General features: G+C 36.6%; 18 protein-coding genes. 12 read left to right on the top strand and 6 right to left on the bottom strand.

The genetic code is table 11. The annotated features are described in order from the left end of the window. The first annotated feature begins 147 nt into the window (after positions 1-147). Genes xerA through CD003_RS15105 form a run of 3 tightly spaced genes read left to right on the top strand, consistent with a single transcriptional unit; the run spans position 148 to position 2,426 of the window. A complete protein-coding gene (gene xerA / locus CD003_RS15115) occupies positions 148-1,143 on the top strand; it encodes a site-specific tyrosine recombinase/integron integrase (protein WP_096201881.1) in 996 nt (331 codons plus the stop codon). A 45-nt stretch (positions 1,144-1,188) separates the two neighbouring features. Then, positions 1,189-1,695, top strand: a complete 507-nt coding sequence (locus CD003_RS15110) for a phage holin family protein (RefSeq protein WP_096201880.1) — start codon at positions 1,189-1,191, stop codon at positions 1,693-1,695. Further along, positions 1,695-2,426, top strand: coding sequence for an N-acetylmuramoyl-L-alanine amidase (locus CD003_RS15105; RefSeq protein ID WP_096201879.1), 732 nt, complete (start codon positions 1,695-1,697; stop codon positions 2,424-2,426). Before CD003_RS15110 ends, CD003_RS15105 begins: the two co-directional genes overlap by 1 nt. Before the next feature lie 192 nt (positions 2,427-2,618). Here the strand turns inward: CD003_RS15105 and CD003_RS15100 are convergent, their stop codons facing one another. The 3 genes from CD003_RS15100 to CD003_RS15090 form a co-directional block, all read right to left on the bottom strand. After that, positions 2,619-3,692, bottom strand: a complete 1,074-nt coding sequence (locus tag CD003_RS15100; protein ID WP_096201878.1) for a hypothetical protein — start codon at positions 3,690-3,692, stop codon at positions 2,619-2,621. Then, a complete protein-coding gene (locus CD003_RS15095; protein ID WP_096201877.1) occupies positions 3,689-4,129 on the bottom strand; it encodes a Panacea domain-containing protein in 441 nt (146 codons plus the stop codon). Before CD003_RS15095 ends, CD003_RS15100 begins: the two co-directional genes overlap by 4 nt. A 95-nt stretch (positions 4,130-4,224) precedes the next feature. Next, positions 4,225-4,572, bottom strand: a complete 348-nt coding sequence (locus CD003_RS15090) for a hypothetical protein (protein ID WP_096201876.1) — start codon at positions 4,570-4,572, stop codon at positions 4,225-4,227. A 115-nt stretch (positions 4,573-4,687) separates the two neighbouring features. Here CD003_RS15090 and CD003_RS15085 point away from each other — a divergent pair, with 115 nt between their 5' ends. Continuing rightward, entirely contained in the window at positions 4,688-4,918 is a 231-nt protein-coding gene (locus CD003_RS15085) for a hypothetical protein (RefSeq protein ID WP_096201875.1), read from the top strand. 15 nt (positions 4,919-4,933) lie between these two features. Here CD003_RS15085 and CD003_RS15080 read toward each other — a convergent pair whose 3' ends face one another. Together CD003_RS15080 and CD003_RS15075 are read right to left on the bottom strand one after the other, a co-directional pair. After that, positions 4,934-6,070, bottom strand: a complete 1,137-nt coding sequence (locus CD003_RS15080; RefSeq protein WP_096201874.1) for a replication-relaxation family protein — start codon at positions 6,068-6,070, stop codon at positions 4,934-4,936. 633 nt (positions 6,071-6,703) lie between these two features. After that, positions 6,704-6,937, bottom strand: coding sequence for a helix-turn-helix transcriptional regulator (locus CD003_RS15075; RefSeq protein WP_096201873.1), 234 nt, complete (start codon positions 6,935-6,937; stop codon positions 6,704-6,706). Between the two features lie 191 nt (positions 6,938-7,128). On the opposite strand from CD003_RS15075, the gene CD003_RS15070 reads away from it, so the two are divergent. The 4 genes from CD003_RS15070 (at position 7,129) to CD003_RS15055 (ending at position 11,360) form a co-directional block, all read left to right on the top strand. Continuing rightward, positions 7,129-7,437: a hypothetical protein gene (locus CD003_RS15070; protein ID WP_096201872.1), complete on the top strand. Its 309-nt coding sequence runs from the start codon at positions 7,129-7,131 to the stop codon at positions 7,435-7,437. A gap of 217 nt (positions 7,438-7,654) precedes the next feature. Next, a complete protein-coding gene (locus tag CD003_RS15065) occupies positions 7,655-8,008 on the top strand; it encodes a glycosyltransferase (protein ID WP_096201871.1) in 354 nt (117 codons plus the stop codon). A gap of 12 nt (positions 8,009-8,020) precedes the next feature. Continuing rightward, a complete protein-coding gene (locus tag CD003_RS15060) occupies positions 8,021-8,707 on the top strand; it encodes a M23 family metallopeptidase (RefSeq protein WP_096201870.1) in 687 nt (228 codons plus the stop codon). Between the two features lie 142 nt (positions 8,708-8,849). After that, entirely contained in the window at positions 8,850-11,360 is a 2,511-nt protein-coding gene (locus CD003_RS15055; RefSeq protein ID WP_373558576.1) for an ATP-binding protein, read from the top strand. 235 nt (positions 11,361-11,595) lie between these two features. Here CD003_RS15055 and CD003_RS15050 read toward each other — a convergent pair whose 3' ends face one another. Then, a complete protein-coding gene (locus tag CD003_RS15050; protein WP_096201869.1) occupies positions 11,596-11,808 on the bottom strand; it encodes a tyrosine-type recombinase/integrase in 213 nt (70 codons plus the stop codon). 152 nt (positions 11,809-11,960) lie between these two features. On the opposite strand from CD003_RS15050, the gene CD003_RS15045 reads away from it, so the two are divergent. The 4 genes from CD003_RS15045 (at position 11,961) to CD003_RS15030 (ending at position 16,367) form a co-directional block, all read left to right on the top strand. Beyond that, positions 11,961-12,662: a response regulator transcription factor gene (locus CD003_RS15045; RefSeq protein ID WP_096201868.1), complete on the top strand. Its 702-nt coding sequence runs from the start codon at positions 11,961-11,963 to the stop codon at positions 12,660-12,662. Next, positions 12,662-13,663, top strand: coding sequence for a sensor histidine kinase (locus CD003_RS15040; RefSeq protein WP_096201867.1), 1,002 nt, complete (start codon positions 12,662-12,664; stop codon positions 13,661-13,663). The genes CD003_RS15045 and CD003_RS15040 overlap by 1 nt, the downstream gene beginning before the upstream one ends. 81 nt (positions 13,664-13,744) lie before the next feature. Next, the gene (locus tag CD003_RS15035) at positions 13,745-14,509 is read left to right on the top strand and encodes an ABC transporter ATP-binding protein (RefSeq protein WP_096201866.1); all 765 of its coding nucleotides are present in this window, start codon (positions 13,745-13,747) and stop codon (positions 14,507-14,509) included. Further along, a complete protein-coding gene (locus CD003_RS15030) occupies positions 14,484-16,367 on the top strand; it encodes an ABC transporter permease (RefSeq protein ID WP_096201865.1) in 1,884 nt (627 codons plus the stop codon). The genes CD003_RS15035 and CD003_RS15030 overlap by 26 nt, the downstream gene beginning before the upstream one ends. Positions 16,368-16,444: the final 77 nt, after the last annotated feature.

Raw genomic sequence — 16,444 nt, 5'->3', positions numbered from 1 at the left:
TTGCGGGTTGTAAAATGTTATGTTAACTTGGAAGTAGGTAGGTTGGACTGATCATCTAACCGTCAACGCACCGATGGGCGTACCTACTTCTTTTTGTTGTAGGTTCTCCATAAAGCGTAATATTCCTTTCCATCGGAGGAGATACAAATGAATACGCAAAGCGCTAATGAAATGTTGATTTCGGAAGTGACTGGCTACATATCGGAGCTGGTACCAATTAACGTCGAAGAGGTAAAAAGTCGATTATCACAGGTTGTAGCTAAATACCATGTGACCAAACCTCAAGTCGATGAAGTACATCCTGATTTAACCGAGAAAATATCAATTTTTCTTGCTTCTAAAAAATTAGAAGGGGCAGCCGAATCGACACTAGACGGCTATGGAAGAGACTTACGTATCTTTGCTGATAAAGTCAAAAAGCGAACTGACGAGATATCAGCAGCAGACATCAGAGGACATTTAGCGGAGTTCCATCACCTAAAAATGACCTCAATCTCTAAGAAACTATCAGTCCTAAAATCATTTTTCGGATGGTTAACGGCAGAAGAATTTTTACAACGAGACCCTACAGCGAAGCTAAAGCCTCCCAAAAAAGAAAAAAGAATTCCGAAAGCATTAAGTGTTGAAGAACTTGAAATGTTGCGTGAGGCTTGCATGACTGTCCGTCAGAGGGCGTTTGTTGAAGTCCTATACGCTACAGGTTGCCGTTTATCCGAAGTATCTGCACTGAATATTGAGGATATTAACTTTCAATCAATGAGTTTTAAGGTTTTTGGAAAAGGTAGCAAGGAACGTGAAGTATTTCTATCTTTTAAAGCGCTTCATCATCTTAAAAAATACTTAAATAGTAGAACTGATGATATTCCAGCTCTATTTATTACATTAAGAAAGCCCTTTAGGCGATTGTCTAATCGGGCAATACAACGTGAAATCAGTATTATCGCTGAGCAATCAGAAGTTAAAAAGAAAGTAAGCCCGCACGTTCTGAGACATACATTTGCAACCCTTATGCTTAATAATGGTGCAGATATCGTAGGAGTGCAACATTTACTAGGTCACAGCGATCCTTCTACAACTCAGGGGTATGCTGTACTATCAGATGAAAAGAAACGTGAGCAACACAAAAAATACTTAGTTCTATAGAGAGTCCTTCGGGGCTCTTTTTATTTTGGAAGGGAGGCAAATAAATTGCCGAAAAGCACTGCACTTAATAGTATTCAAAGTTATTGGTTCGCCTCAATCGGAGGTATTGTAGTACCTATGTTTCATTTCCTTTACGGTGAAGGGGAGGCGAGGTTCATCGTTGCATTTTTGATTGCGTTTTTGCTCATCATGGATTGGATTGCTGGCGTTAGTGCAAGTGATAAAGATGGTTCATACGCAAGCGAATATGGAATAAAAGGTGTGGGACGGTCGCTTTTTATATTGATGGTCCCAGTTGTAGGGAATTTGATTGATAGATTACTAGGTACACCGGGAATATTCTTCGGTGTATTTTCGTTTGGCTTATTAATCCACATTGGGAGAAGTGCTGTAGCAAATTCTGTACGTTCAGGTTGGGCAAGTTGGTTGCCTATAGGTATATTTGAAATGGTTCTAGAGTGGGCTGAAAATGAGATAAAGCATAAAACTGCGAGAGCTTTAAAACGTAAACAAGAAAGAGATGAATTATTATATGAAAAGGGTGAGGAGTAATGGTTAAAATTTGTTTAGATGCTGGACATGGTGGTAATGATTCAGGTGCTATAGGTCATGGGTTACAAGAGAAAGAAGTTGCATTAGATATTATTAAACGAATTGACGAAAAATTAAAGAAGTATGAAGGTGTACAGACACTTCTTACTCGTTCTTCAGATATATTTGTTGAATTAGCTGAAAGAGCAGCAATAGCTAATCGCTGGGGAGCTGATTATTTTCTATCAGCCCATTTAAATGCTTTCAATGGTCAAGCCAATGGATATGAAGATTTCAGTCACACCAGTGCTTCGGCTCAATCTATCTCTCATCAAAATGTTATGCATGCCGAGATTACTAAGCAAGTGCCAGAGTTTAATAATCGTGGAAAAAAGTCTGCTAATTTTGCAGTATTAAGATTAACTCGTATGCCAGCAATCCTAACTGAAAATGGTTTTATAGATAATGCTAGGGACGCAACACTGCTAAAACGTTCTGACTTTTTGGATAGAATCGCACAAGGTCATGTGGAAGGTATTATTAAAATCTATGGATTAAAAAGAAAGGTGGTAACTTCTATGAATCAACCAGGACCGTTCCCAGACGTGCCAAAAGGACATTGGGCTGAAAAGGCAATTGAACACGTGAAGAAGGAAGGAATAATGCGAGGTAAGGCAGACGGTACTTTTGCACCAAATGAACCAATGACAAGAGCTCAAATGGCTCAAGTTATATATAACATGAAGCAATAAATATATTTTAATAGCTTGTCTGAATATTATATGGTGCTGTAGCGGTTGAGATAGCAAAGCGTAAATTAGTGTAGAGTGACAAACTACCAACGAGAAAATTCAGGGAATTATTAAGGTTCATTCAATAACATGCTACATCATTCATAAAATAATAAACTCCCCACCTTAAAGGTGAGGAGTTTATTTAAAAGACTAATCTATACGGTCCACTATAAAATTATACCTTTTCACTTTTTTTTGATGGATGAAGAAAAGTGCATCTCTATTAAAAAGTGCGATTATCATATAAATTAACCAAAATATAGGTAATAGCCACCATAATCCCTGCCAAGCAACTTGAAGGTGTACATTACTAAGTTCTAGAGTTGCGCCGATTAAAGAAATGAGTATCAAAATACCATAGGATATTCCCAAAGTCGGGTGCTTTTCTAATATAGGGGCATTATTTTTATTACAGCTAGAAAGGCTTCGGTCTGTTAATTTTGCAATAGCATTAAGTAGAAGAAATAATATTAATATCACCGATGAAGCCCCAATAGAACTAATAATTAGTATCTTTCCTAATGATAATTTATCTGCATTGGAAAACAAACTGGTGAAACCTTGTATAGCTCCAAACGCACCCATTAATATTGCAGCAAATATACCTAATATAGAAATAAATTGCGTTAACATGTTTTTATATTGGGTTTCAGCTTCCTTCTTAAGAGCTGTATACAGCCGACTTAATTCATCATTCTCTTTTTTTAGTTTATCCATATCCCTGAGCTTAAGGTTCGCAAAATTATGTTTTTGAATTAGAGCTAAATCTATGTGCCTGATAATCTTGTAAAAAGCTTTCTTATTCTTATCATAATCACTTTCACTATCACTATCACTCTCTACCTCGGCGGTAATAGAAAAATAACTGTCACCATGTTGCCGTAAATCACTTGTAAATATATAAAGCATTTCTTGTGGTGTGTGTACAAATACACATTCAGTAATTTTGTCGTAAGGAATTAAACCATTATTAAACTCTGTTCTTTCAATTAAACGAACAAAGTCCGTAAATTTTTGAGTCGTTTTTTCATTAGGAATAATAGCTTCAGATGTCGCTGAGGTTTCAACCATATTGACTAACATTACGTCTCCAGAAAATTGATTTAAAAATTCTTTAGTTGTGTTGAATTGGTTATTAGTATTTTTGATTGGACTATTAGAAAAATATTTAATTAACTCTTCAAAACTGTTTAGAAAATTTTCCTCTGTAATTCTTCCACTCATTGCATAAAATCCTCTGCAATCTCATCGATAGTGTAACTTTCAACAAACCTTCGGTTGTTAATGTCATCCTCATAGTTAGCCCATGAAGGAAACTTATGAGAAAGCCTTACCAATTCAAAGACATTAATATTTAATAATTGCACAATAATATTATCCCATTCACTATATTCATGACTGTATGTTCCATCTAGTTTAATTGGTTTGTCCTTAAAGTAGTTTAGTTGATAATAAATTGATTCAACAACAGGTCCATATCGCCATTTTTCAAAAGGTATATTATATGTCCTTTCTGCTAGGTCGTCTACTCCATTATTAAGTCTAATATGCATACCTAATGAAAAAAACATTACCTTTTGTATTTGTAAATTAGTTACAGTAAGATTGTTTTTATTTGCAATATCAATAATATGATTATATAGTTCCTCCATACTTGCCATTTCAATCCCCCCTAAGAAGATTATAACAGTATTTAATATTCTCTAACATAAATATAGAGTAAGTTGATAATAGTTCTGAACAAAAAGTAACTGATCTATAGATACTCCGACATAATCTGTTCAACCTGATTCCTAATGTTATGTGTAATATATTTCATTTCACCCTGGTAACCTCGGCAAAACCAACTATATGTAACAAACATCTCTTCACGTTCCTTCTCTACAACTTTGATTCCGTTCTTATGCATTTCACGTTTTACTTGTTGCAGCTGTACGCTAATTTTTTTGATTGCGTCATTAATAATCGATTCATAAGGCGATGTAATTTTAAATGCCTTAGAACCACTAATTGTTGTCAAATCCTTTTCAAGATTCTTCTTCGCATATGGCAATAGAATGAAAGAACGTACCAATTCAGTTTCTTCTTCACTAAGATAAGGCATCTTACCACTCCTTTATTAACGTCCTTCCATTTTATAAGAATATATGTTCGTTTTCAACATTGAATTAGAATGTATGTTCGTTTATAATTGTAAAAAAGAGTAAAGGGTGAAGGTCATGAAAAAATTAACTAAACGACAAACGGATATATTATTAGTTATCACAGAATTCATTAGAGAACATAATTATGCCCCATCTACAAGAGAAGTAGGAGAGCTGGCTGGTTTACGTTCTTCAAGTACAGTTCATGGCCATATGGAGCAGTTACGTAGAAAAGGATACCTAGATTGGGTCGAGAGTAAACCGCGTACTATGAGAGTATTAAAGAGTAATAGCCCCAGCTCATAAAGCTAGGGCTATTACTTATCCGAAAAATTTACCGAAAAGTCCTTTTTTCTTTTTCTCTTCCTCCTCCAATAAACGTTGTCTCTCTGCTTGAAGGTGCATTTGTCGTTCTTTCTCTTTCTTGATTTCTAATTGACGCTTACGTTCCTCTTCTATCTTCCTCTTTTCAGCAGCCTTCTTTATTCGCTCCTCTTCTCTACGACGTTCTTCTTCCTTTCGTTTTTCCTCTTCTTGTTTCCGTTGCATTTTTTCTTCAATAGGATTAGTTTTTGAAGGAATGGAGATCCCTAGATTATTTAGCAATTCTTTTTTCTCCTGCATTAAATTCTTTAAATAACTATCCTTGAATTTAAGCATTATAACTACCTCATGGCAGTAGTATTTTAATCCTTCAACAGCAGCTTTTAAAATGGTTTGATAACGTTTATCCTCTTCTAATGGTAAATTATCTTCAAATCGTTTTGTATAGAACAAAATAGCAATGTAAGGTACTTTAATATCGTTCTCAACGCAGTAATCAAAATACCTTTTATAGTTTTCAAATTTTTTTACTAAGTCTTTATAACGCTCGGAACCAGTATCAACTTCAAGAGCAATTAGAGAACCGGTGTTATTCAAAATTTCTCCATCAGGCTTTAACTTACCATTCTTCGAATAATTACCTTCTATATCTACATATTTATAACTCCTCACACAATAAAGGTTATGTCTAAAGCTCGTATTACGAACGTATTTCAAATAAAAGTCTACAGTCATAATATGATGTTCAATAAATTGAAGTGGTGGTTTTAACATGCTGTATTCGAAAGTACCGTGTACTCCATCTATATCGAATCCTAACTGAGAATCATTAGATTCAGGAGCACTTACCATAATCTTTTCAGACTCCAACAAATATTCAATTGCCTTTGCCGTTAAATAATTCATCTCACCTTTGTTATAGGGGTGGCAAGATGCCGAATTAATAAAACCCATCTTTTTTAATCCACTAATAAATTTAGAGGTATTAGCTAGTTGAGTGGCTCTTTTAGATGTGCAGTGTGAGTATAGGTATCTACGAATCTGGTCGTTAGTTGCTCCTCTTACATAATACAAAAATATTAATATTTGAACTTGCTTTAATCTAATTAATTGACCATTCCAAACGTCAGTCATATGACATCTTCCTTTCAAATTAAATTAAGTCGGGGGAGGTGCTATTAAGTTGCGGTCTACAAACACCAGTGAATCAAAAACGTGAAAATAGCGACAGGGCAACGGTTACAACGTGTAAAAATATACATAGTTCCTATACATAAGTGCTATACAACGACTATGTATAGCACTTATGTATAGCTTTTTTCCTCTTAGGTTGGTATACATAGCTCCTATACTTAGCTAAAATTGGACGCAAAAAAAGCAACCTACATATAGCAGCTCGCTTTTTAATAAGACCTCTCCAAAATCTGAAGTCATTTCTATTTTTAGACAGACTACACCTAGGTACAGTTTGCTAATTTTTAGATAAAAACCACTCGTCCCGCATGGGGCTCGCCTAATAATTGGTCGCTTAGAAAATTAATAAATTTACTCTTAAAAATTTTTGGATTTACGCTTTGTTAGCGTTCTCCTATTAGAATATCATTACACCATAATTTTTCCAAGTTAAATCATGCATAAATTAGGAACTGTGCGCATACGCTATAGCAAAGCGCTGTGTAGCGAGCTGCTAAAAGCGTTGACTACTAAAAAAGACCGTTCGGTACTTTCCGTTCGGTCTTTTTTTATGGCATTTTGATATTACCGCTATTACTCTTCTTCAACCTCTTCATAAGAATACAGGTCCTCCAAAGTTATATCTTTTATCCGTCTCCTGAGTATCAAGACTAACTTCGCCATCTGCTCCACTCGTGGGTATTTCTTTCCTGTTGAAAAAGCGCTTATATATTGTGGTGTAACTCCCATTAGTGTTGCAATTTCTTTTTGTTCATACCCCGCCTTTTTAATAATCCAACCAATATTACTTCTTATCTCCACTTTCATAAGACCGCTCCTTTTTCCGTTTACTTATATATTCGATATTTGGAGTAGCAGTCCTATTTATTTACTTAATAATGTGTTTGGTTTATAAAACAACCAAATATAAATAAAATCAACTATTTGTTTAATTGTACGTGCATATTCAAGAAATACCGCTAATACCATTTACTAATCGACTTAAAGGAGTGGTGGTAATGTCGGAAAATAAATGGGTCCGACCTGTTTCATTTAACAAAAATAACCCTAAAGACCAGGAGAGGCTAAAGCTTGTGGGAAGAAAAGCATTTAGTACATTTGTTAAAAAGCTTATTGATGAGGAAATTAAAAGGAAGCAGAGTGTAAACAAAGGTAAAGGAGCGGAGGGAACAACTAAATTGGATCCGTTCTTTGTAGAAACAGAGCCGGTTCAACCGACCAGTAAGATTGAAGAATTAAAAAAGCGCCGCGATAGTCAAAAGTCTAAAGTAGCGCCACGATTATTTATCAACCAACCAAGAAATTAACTCCTGTTCCTATTGCAAAACCGACAATCACCGCAGTTGTAAAAAGCATGTTTTACACCTCCCAATAACTTCATTACAGGTAGTTTGCTCAATTAGATTGAATTTATCCGTAATTTTAGGAACGAAAGCAATATTTTAGAGAAATTTAATTTGGTCACCTATCTAGCGCTTACTTTATGTATATCAATTATCAAAAAATAAAAGGAGGCGTCACGTCGTGGGTAAAATTCAAACGATAGGAACGATTAGCGAATTTATGAGTGGAAGTTGGAAAGAAAGCCCGAAGACAATCAGTCTTGAAGCGAAAATATTGAGTTCTTCTGTTGTTGGTTCCATTCTCTTAGTACCAAAATTGGCGCTAGCATCTGTTGTGGATGGAACATTTGGGAATGTGCATGGGGCTATTATGAATATGTTCGATGCAGGAGTCGTTTTAGTAATTATCTTTAGTGGTGCCGCATGGGGGTTAGGTCATAGAACAAAAGCTCTTGAAATATTAATCGGGGTTAGTTGTGGTTATATATTAGCTCGCCACGCTGTTGATATTCGTGATTTTCTAAAAGCAATTTAGGGAGGGAGGACTTTGAAATTTAGATTAAGCAGTGCATTTGGAGAGATGAGCGAGGTTAGAAGAGGTGTACACAACGGAATAGATTTAGCTATGCCTGAGGGAACCAAATTAAGAAGTATAGCTAATGCAACCGTTGAAAAAGTATTCGATTACGGAGCACAAAGTGCAGGAAAAGGTGTTGTCTTAAGACTCGATGATGGTACCAGGGCAGTATATGGGCATATGAGTGAGATAGCTGTAGAGCAGGGACAAAAATTGGAGGAACTCGATATTATCGGTCTTAGCGGTAATACAGGTAATAGTACTGGTCCTCATCTACATTTTAGTTTGCAAATGCCTGATGGTGAATATATTGACCCTACTGCTTATGCGGAGGGGTTAGCAGCTATTAGCGGTAATATTGATACAACAAGCATAGGGTCAATTATATTAGAGAAGTACAATGACTTGGCTGATAGCGTAATAGGTTGGCAATTGGAAGTAATAGTAAAACCATTAATAGAAGGAGTAGCAACTATTACCGCTAATACTTGGAACTGGTTTATTTTTTATTTACCTGATTTCTTGGGGTATGGAGCGGTATTTACGGGTATTTGTATTATCTTGGGTTCGATGTTAGGAAAGGGCGGAATGATTAAACCATTAGCGATATATTTTGCTACATGGATTATCGGTCTTAGCATCCTAATTGGAGTATAAAGGAGGGCTTAGCTTGGAAAAACCAAACTTCATCATTATTAAACAAAATAATTTACCAACTGTTAGATCAGAACAACGTCCAGAGATTATAGAAAAACCATATCATTATCCTGTACAGAGTAGAGCGAATAAGCCAGCTTTAATTATTGACGTTGTTCCAGCAAAAGATAAGTTAAGCGATAAATTCAAAAGATTGTTTACAAAAACAAATTCGATTAAGTGGTCAGACTTTTTCGAGGTTGAAAAAAACAAAATGGTCGTTTATCGGGTCACACCACATAGTAACGTTAGCAATAACACTAAGCGATTATGGAGAGCTATCTACAAGATGTATGAAATGTATGAGAAGCCTGGAGCACGTTTGGAAAGGGACGGGTATAAGTTAACTTACAGAGAGAAAGATGTGTTTTGGTTTGACGTTGTTTTTAAAATGTACAAAGGGGAAAGGAAAGTAGAATTTTATATTTCGACAAGTGAGTTCCAAGCGCAGAAGTTGAAGCGTAAAATTGAAAATAAAATGGCAGTAACAATAACTGAAGCTACTATTAGTGATTTGTTCGTTCCAGAAGATAATACTATTGTTCAAGAGATGCGCTATTTAAAGCATGACATATTTAGCATGAATACAAATTCTACAGAACAGAAAACCCCTATCTCTTCTATTATGAATACTCTTGACGAGTTACAGTTTGAAGGTGATATTGCCCGGTTATCAGTATGTAACGAAGCAGAGAATCGCCAAAAGTGGGTAAGGAATGCTAGTTGGGCTGCTGAAAAGATGGGTAAAGGGAAAGTGCCACAACGCGCAACGCTTAATGGACGTAAATTTGCAGCTACGGGAAAAACAGCGATAGGTGGCATTGTAAACGAAATAAATAGTTTGTTGGTTGATGCATTTCAAGCAATCAGTAATGTGTTTTTTAAAAGTGATAAAGATTTTGATAAAAAGAAAATGGTGGAGAGTCCTTATTCACTTGAGGATGAAATTAATGCAAGAAAGACTACTACAGCTACAAACGAAAAGTTTAATCAACCTGTATTCAAGAGCCGTATTAGGGTTGCGTCTCATAGCACAGATAAACTCACTAGGGATACAATAAGTGAGACTTTAAGTTCATCATTTGGAGAACTTGCAGAAAATAATGAACTGCACGGTGTGAAAATTAATTTTAACGGACGTAGGGTAGAAGTGATTAGAGAACTTAACACTTTAAATTTAACTAAGAAAACAAGGTATGATGCTAATGTTAACCTAATATCAACTGAGGAAATGAGCAAATTAGCGTTGCAAATGCCGACAGCAGAGATTCAACGTCGTTATGAAGAAGCGTTAAACAGTAAGAGAAGAGTTGAAACGGACATACCTAGTGCTGTCACCAAGTCTAGTGGATTGAAAATTGGAGGCGCAGAGCTAAAAGACCGAGAGATTCCGGTATATATCCCTACTAAAGATAAAGATAGCTTTTACTCTGGTTACACATTCATAGGTAAACAAGGTAGCGGTAAGGATAATACGATACAAAATTTTGTTTATGAAGGGTCGATGAACCATAACATTTCATTCGTTATTCCTGACTGGATATGCCAAGAAGGTCCTAAAGGCATGGCTGATGGCATAAGAGACTTACTTCCGCCAGAAAAGATAATAGACTTAGACTTATCGAACGAGGATCACATAATACCAATGGATCTGACTGAGGTAATAAATAAAATAGGAAGAAAAGGAGCGTCAGTGTTCGCAACTGAAATGATAGGCTTTATGGAGTTGGAAGGTTTAGCGCGTTCTCAAAAATATTTAATGGAAGCAAGCAAAGCCTCTGGTGGATCGTTGCAGAACATCAAACGAATTATAGAGGATGAAGACTATCGGTTTGAACGTATCGAGCAGTTACAAAAAGAGGGTAACCTTCGGTTGGCAAGCGAGTTGATTAACTGGGGAACAAATGAAGATTTAAGTAATAAAGCCGATCCAATTATAAATAGATTAAATATGTTTTTTGGCGACGATAACCTTTATGATATTTTTGCGCAGCCCCCAAAAGAAGAAGTTAATTTTGAAAAATGGATGAGAGAGGGAAAAGTGATCATTATTCGTATGCCAAAGCGTAAAATTGGTTCTGCTAGTAAAGTATTAGCTCACTGGGTAACACTCAAAGTATTAATGACACGTTTCTTAATGAGTGATGCGGACAAAGAAAAGCATGGTTGCTTCATGGTCTTTAATGAACCAGAGCAAGTAGAAACTCGAGGTTTGGCTCAGTTAATGGGAAGAATAGCAACAGAAGGGAGGAAGGAACGGTTAGGATCTATCTTTGCCTTTCACCACTGGAACAAGTTACCTGATTATTTACAGGAAAATTTAACAGCTGGCGGTGTGAATCAATTCTTATTCGCAAACGATCATAAAAAAACCTTCGAAAGAGTAAAGGAACGCTTAGAGCCTACGTTCACATTAGAGCAAGCAATCCAAACACCAAAGCATTATGCAATTTGTATTCTAAATACAAAAGAATCATTGGCTCCTTTTATGGTTCATATGTCTCCGCCAATATCAAATGAACTAAGGTATGATAATTCATTTTTAACAAAGCGACATGCTCAAATGTTTGGCAGGAGGTGGGAGGAGATACAACAATATGAGGAAGCCAACTAATTGTGTGAGGTTTATAAAATCTCACGTAAATCTCACTAGTGAAGATAAAGAAACGAAAACATACGAAAGTGAATATTTATATAAAGGTTAAAAGGTTAATAAAAATGAAGTTTTCGAAAGGTAATGAAAGAGGAAGAAAGCAAATAAATTATGGGCGGCATGATGTAATAAACGCCCCAAACCCTTTGAGGCTCTAGTGTTTATAAGAAGACCAAGACTGAAGTTTAACATTTGTTTAACGGAGGCCCCTAATAAGTTCACTGAACTTGTTAGGGGTCTCTTTTTTCTTTCCGTTTGTTACATGTAGATACACATTTACAGTTGTTTCATCTTTGGTATGACCTAATAGATCCATAATTTCTATTAACTCAAAGCCAAGTTCGGTTAAAATAGATGTCTGTGTGTGTTGGAGGGAGTGCGGACAAAGTTCATGATTTAAAGCAGTCAACCTCTCGAAGCATGAGGTGGTTTATTACGTGCAACAAATTTCCCTATTTTGATGTCATTAAGGGAGATTGAGCCTGGAAGATTAAAATGGTATTTATGGAAGTATATATGATACATTAAAATTACATTAAACATGATTAGGAGAAACCAAATATGGAGAATATCATGCTTGTTGAAGATGATATAAAAATTGCAGGATTCTTATCTTCCTATATAACAAAATATGGATACGAAGTCACTGTTATAAAAGACTTTGAAAGGATATTGGAGATATTTCGTGATATACAGCCTCATCTACTATTACTAGATATCAATTTACCTAGTTATGATGGGTATTATTGGTGTAGGCAAATTAGGAAAGAATCTATCTGTCCGATCATATTCATTTCCGCTCGAACGGGTGAGATGGATCAAGTCATGGCATTAGAAAATGGCGCGGATGATTTTATTACGAAGCCATTTCATCCAGATATTGTTATGGCTAAAATCCGAAGTCACATGCGCCGTGCATACGGGGAATATGCAAGCAAACATGAAGAAAGAGTGCATATTCAAGGGGACCTGCGCTTTTATCCAGAGCGGTTAGAACTTCGATATAAACATGATGTGACGGCACTGACAAAAAAAGAAACTGACATTGTTGAAACATTGCTCGAGCGTCATCCTCGCGTTGCGAGTAGACAGGATTTGTTGGAGAGGCTTTGGGATGATCAAACCATTGTCGATGAAAATACGTTAAATGTTAATGTTGCTCGGGTTCGTAATAAGTTTTTAGCGTTAGGTATCGAAAATGCGGTGGAAACGGTTAGAGGTGCGGGATATCGTCTAAATATGACATGGAAGGAAGAGAAATAATGAAACTATTTCTCCGGGAGCATGTTAGTCTTATTGTGCTTCAGCTCATTCAATGCGTGATGGTTCCTATTCTATTATGGCTAGATGGCTATCGTGGCACAGGTGTCATGTTCTACGCTATCTTTCTATCCTGCGTCTTGTTAACCGTATATCTCATCTATCGGTACTCTAGTAGAAAAGAATTCTATCAAAGGTTACAAGACCCGATCGAAACATTGGAGGAATCCCTCGAGGTGACAGGACAAGCGCCAATATCTGAAGCGCTAGATTGGTTACTTGTTAAGCAGTATCGTTTGTATCAGGATGAACTCCAAAAAGCTGAGGGTCGACAGGATGAGCATTTATTATTTATGGATCGCTGGGTTCATCATATGAAGACACCTCTTACTGTGATTGAATTAACAGCACAAACGTTAGACGAACCGGAATCATCGAGCGTTCGTGAGGAAACAGAACGGATGAAAGATGGCTTAAGTACGGTACTCTATATGGCGAGACTTCGTACGATTAAAGAAGACTTTCAGATTAAGCCAGTCCTCCTTTCCAAGCTAATCCATGAAGTGAATCAAGAAAACAAACGTTTTTACATACGTCATGAAGTATATCCACAATTACAGGAACAAAGGTCAGGTATAACAGTAGTGACTGATGAAAAGTGGCTTTTCTTCCTATTAACACAGCTCGTTCAAAACGCTGTGAAATACTCTACTGGAAAAGCAAAGCATCTTCTCTTATCTGTATATGAAAGGGAAGGGGAAGCAATCCTTGAAGTGAAGGACTTTGGAATAGGTATTCCTACAGTTGACAAAAAGCGGATCTTCACTAAATTTTATACTGGTGAAAATGGACGGAATTACCGGGAGTCCACAGGGATGGGGCTTTACTTTGTAAAAGAAGTCGCTGACAAGCTAGAGCACGGGATAGAACTTGAATCAGAGGTCGGTGAAGGGACAGCGATCCGAATTATTTTTTCAACGACGCAAAACCTTACATCGATGTAAGAGTAGTGAAAGCATAATCGATAGTTTAAGACTGAACCCTTCGGCTATACTTCTGTTATAACGTAGCAGAGGAGATTGATTATGATTAAAATTACCAATGTAAGTAAGATATACGAAGGAAAAGTGGCCTACCGCGCGCTTACTGATGTTAGTCTAGAAATAGAAACAGGTGAATTTGTTACCATTATGGGTCCATCCGGTAGTGGAAAAACAACACTATTAAATATAATATCCACCAATGACGCACCGACTACCGGACAAGTTGAAATTGAAGGGGAAAATCCACATAAGCTGAAGAAAAATGCGTTAGCCAAATTCCGTCGAACGGAACTAGGTTTTATATTTCAAGATTTCAATCTACTGCATACATTGACTGTCGAAGAAAATATTGTATTACCACTGACACTAGATGGTATCGGTGTAAAAGAAATGAAGGATAAAGCAATTAAAATTGCGGAGAGTCTCGGTATTTCTTCAATTATGACTAAACGCACGTACGAAATATCAGGAGGTCAGGCTCAGCGTGTAGCCATTGCTAGGGCGATGATTCATCAACCTAAACTACTGTTAGCTGATGAACCTACTGGAAACCTAGACTCGAAAGCATCAAAGGATGTAATGGCTATGCTTGAAGCCATTAATAAGCAGGAAAAAACAAGCCTGCTAATGGTAACCCATGACCCACAGGCAGCAAGCTATTCGGACCGAGTCATTTTTATCCGAGATGGGAAGCTCCACTCTGAAATTCATCGTGGGGAGAGTAGGAAAGCATTTTTCCATAAAATCATTGATATGCTTTCCTTGATGGGAGGCGACGGCAATGACTTTTCGTCAGTTCGCGTTTAATAATGTATTGCGCAATAAACGACTGTATATTGCCTACTTCCTGAGTAGCATGTTTACGGTGATGGTATTTTTCACTTTTGCCATTTTTGCATTCCACCCGGCATTCTCGGAAGGTTCAATTAATCAGAATGCACTATTTGGAATGGGGGTTGCTGGAGGGATCATTTATGTGTTTTCTTTCTTTTTTATCCTCTACTCTATGAGCGCCTTTTTACAGTCAAGAAAAAAAGAGTTTGGTTTGTTAATTATGCTAGGTGCATCCAATAGACAAATTCGTCTAATGGTATTCCTGGAAAATATCTTAATTGGGTTTTATGCGACAGTCAGTGGAATTGTGGCTGGCTTAATTTTTACAAAAGCGATTCTGTTAATTGCTGAAAACGTGTTAATTATTAGTGAAACACTGGATTTTTACTTTCCAACACTAGCGATTGTTCTGACGCTTATTAGCTTTCTATTTTTATTTTTCTGTATATCCTTATTTGTTTCGTTTGTTCTCCGTACGAATAAGCTGGTTGATTTAATTAAAGGAGATAAACAGTCTAAAGGAGAACCAAAAGCATCTATGATTCTGTCGATACTAGCAGCACTACTACTGATCTCGGGATATAGTATTGCTTCGATGGTTGAGGGAGTTCATGTTGTTTATGCGATGATCCCGGTTATTTTAGTTGTAACACTTGGAACGTATCTCTTATTTACCCAGTTAAGTGTGTACATCATTCGTCATTTAAAAAGTAATCCGTCGATCTTTTGGCGTAAAACAAATATGCTCTTGTTTTCTGACTTGTCGTTTCGATTGAAGGATAACGCAAGGACATTTTTTATGGTTGCAATTATTTCAACGGTTGCTTTTAGTGCAATTGGTACATTGTATGGATTTCAATCGATCCTGACGCAAGGAGCAAAAGATTTTCCCTATTCAATTACGTATAGCCCGTATCTAGATGACACAGAAGCAATGATTGAGGATGATACGAACAGAATTAATGATATCTTGCAGAAGGAAAATATCGATGCCAAGATGGCATCGATTGAGATGTCCTATTTTGAGATAGCAGAACGAACGGTCATGGTCGCAAGCGCTTCAGAGTACAATCGTTTTGCTGCATTTATTGGTGACGAGGAGTTACATCTTGCGGAAGATGAGGTCATCGTGGTCGAACAGAGTGGTGTCATGATGAACGAGGGGCTTAGAGCTAGTGATGCGTTACTGGAATTGAAAGACGGACAAGAACTTCAGCCTACTAAGGTCGTAGAATCAAATGTATTACCAGCAATGAATGGATATTATGTTGTTAATGACAAGACGTTCGAGCAACTTGGCTCACCAGTAAGAATAGACCATAGTATCGTATGGAATGCAGAAGAAGGGCAAACGGATCAATTAATTGAAGCAGGAAGAGAATTAAATAGCTTAGGTGGCAATCTACAGTATAAGACGTCTATCATTGATTATACACTTTATGAAATTAACAAAGCATACGGACCGATCTTATTTATTGGTTTGTTTATCGGGATTGTTTTCTTTGTTTCCGCCGGTAGCTTTCTCTATTTTCGATTATTTACGGATTTGGATGAAGAAAAGCGCAAATTCCAGGCTATTGCTAGAATTGGCTTAACACAATCTGAGCTGCAGAAAGTAATGAATAGACAAATTGCCATTCTGTTCTTCTCACCAATTGTCGTTGCATTAGTTCATGGTGCAGTTGCACTTACCGCTTTATCCCGTTTTTTTGGCTATAATTTAACAGTAGAATCTTCTTTAGTGTTAGGAAGCTTTGCTTTTATTCAAGTGATTTACTTCTTGTTTGTCCGATATTTTTATGTGAATCAAGTAAGAAAAGTAGTCTTTTAAGGAGCGTAGCTTTAGTGTTAATTGTATTGCAAGAGAGTGTGTAAAAGATAAACTTGATAAGTCATTTAACAATAAGG

It is taken from the genome of Bacillus sp. FJAT-45350, from assembly GCF_002335805.1.
Taxonomy (GTDB): Bacteria; Bacillota; Bacilli; order Bacillales; family NISU01; genus FJAT-45350.
Note: the sequence above shows the minus strand (reverse complement) of the source record. Positions and strands in the feature narration are given on the sequence as shown.

Excerpts from the sequence above, each read along its gene's own strand:
- xerA (WP_096201881.1), top strand. The coding sequence starts at position 148 with ATGAATACGCAAAGCGCTAATGAAATGTTGATTTCGGAAGTGACTGGC.
- CD003_RS15105 (WP_096201879.1), top strand. The coding sequence starts at position 1,695 with ATGGTTAAAATTTGTTTAGATGCTGGACATGGTGGTAATGATTCAGGT.
- CD003_RS15100 (WP_096201878.1), bottom strand. The coding sequence starts at position 3,692 with ATGAGTGGAAGAATTACAGAGGAAAATTTTCTAAACAGTTTTGAAGAG.
- CD003_RS15095 (WP_096201877.1), bottom strand. The coding sequence starts at position 4,129 with ATGGCAAGTATGGAGGAACTATATAATCATATTATTGATATTGCAAAT.
- CD003_RS15090 (WP_096201876.1), bottom strand. The coding sequence starts at position 4,572 with ATGCCTTATCTTAGTGAAGAAGAAACTGAATTGGTACGTTCTTTCATT.
- CD003_RS15085 (WP_096201875.1), top strand. The coding sequence starts at position 4,688 with ATGAAAAAATTAACTAAACGACAAACGGATATATTATTAGTTATCACA.
- CD003_RS15080 (WP_096201874.1), bottom strand. The coding sequence starts at position 6,070 with ATGACTGACGTTTGGAATGGTCAATTAATTAGATTAAAGCAAGTTCAA.
- CD003_RS15075 (WP_096201873.1), bottom strand. The coding sequence starts at position 6,937 with ATGAAAGTGGAGATAAGAAGTAATATTGGTTGGATTATTAAAAAGGCG.
- CD003_RS15070 (WP_096201872.1), top strand. The coding sequence starts at position 7,129 with ATGTCGGAAAATAAATGGGTCCGACCTGTTTCATTTAACAAAAATAAC.
- CD003_RS15045 (WP_096201868.1), top strand. The coding sequence starts at position 11,961 with ATGGAGAATATCATGCTTGTTGAAGATGATATAAAAATTGCAGGATTC.
- CD003_RS15040 (WP_096201867.1), top strand. The coding sequence starts at position 12,662 with ATGAAACTATTTCTCCGGGAGCATGTTAGTCTTATTGTGCTTCAGCTC.
- CD003_RS15035 (WP_096201866.1), top strand. The coding sequence starts at position 13,745 with ATGATTAAAATTACCAATGTAAGTAAGATATACGAAGGAAAAGTGGCC.
- CD003_RS15030 (WP_096201865.1), top strand. The coding sequence starts at position 14,484 with ATGACTTTTCGTCAGTTCGCGTTTAATAATGTATTGCGCAATAAACGA.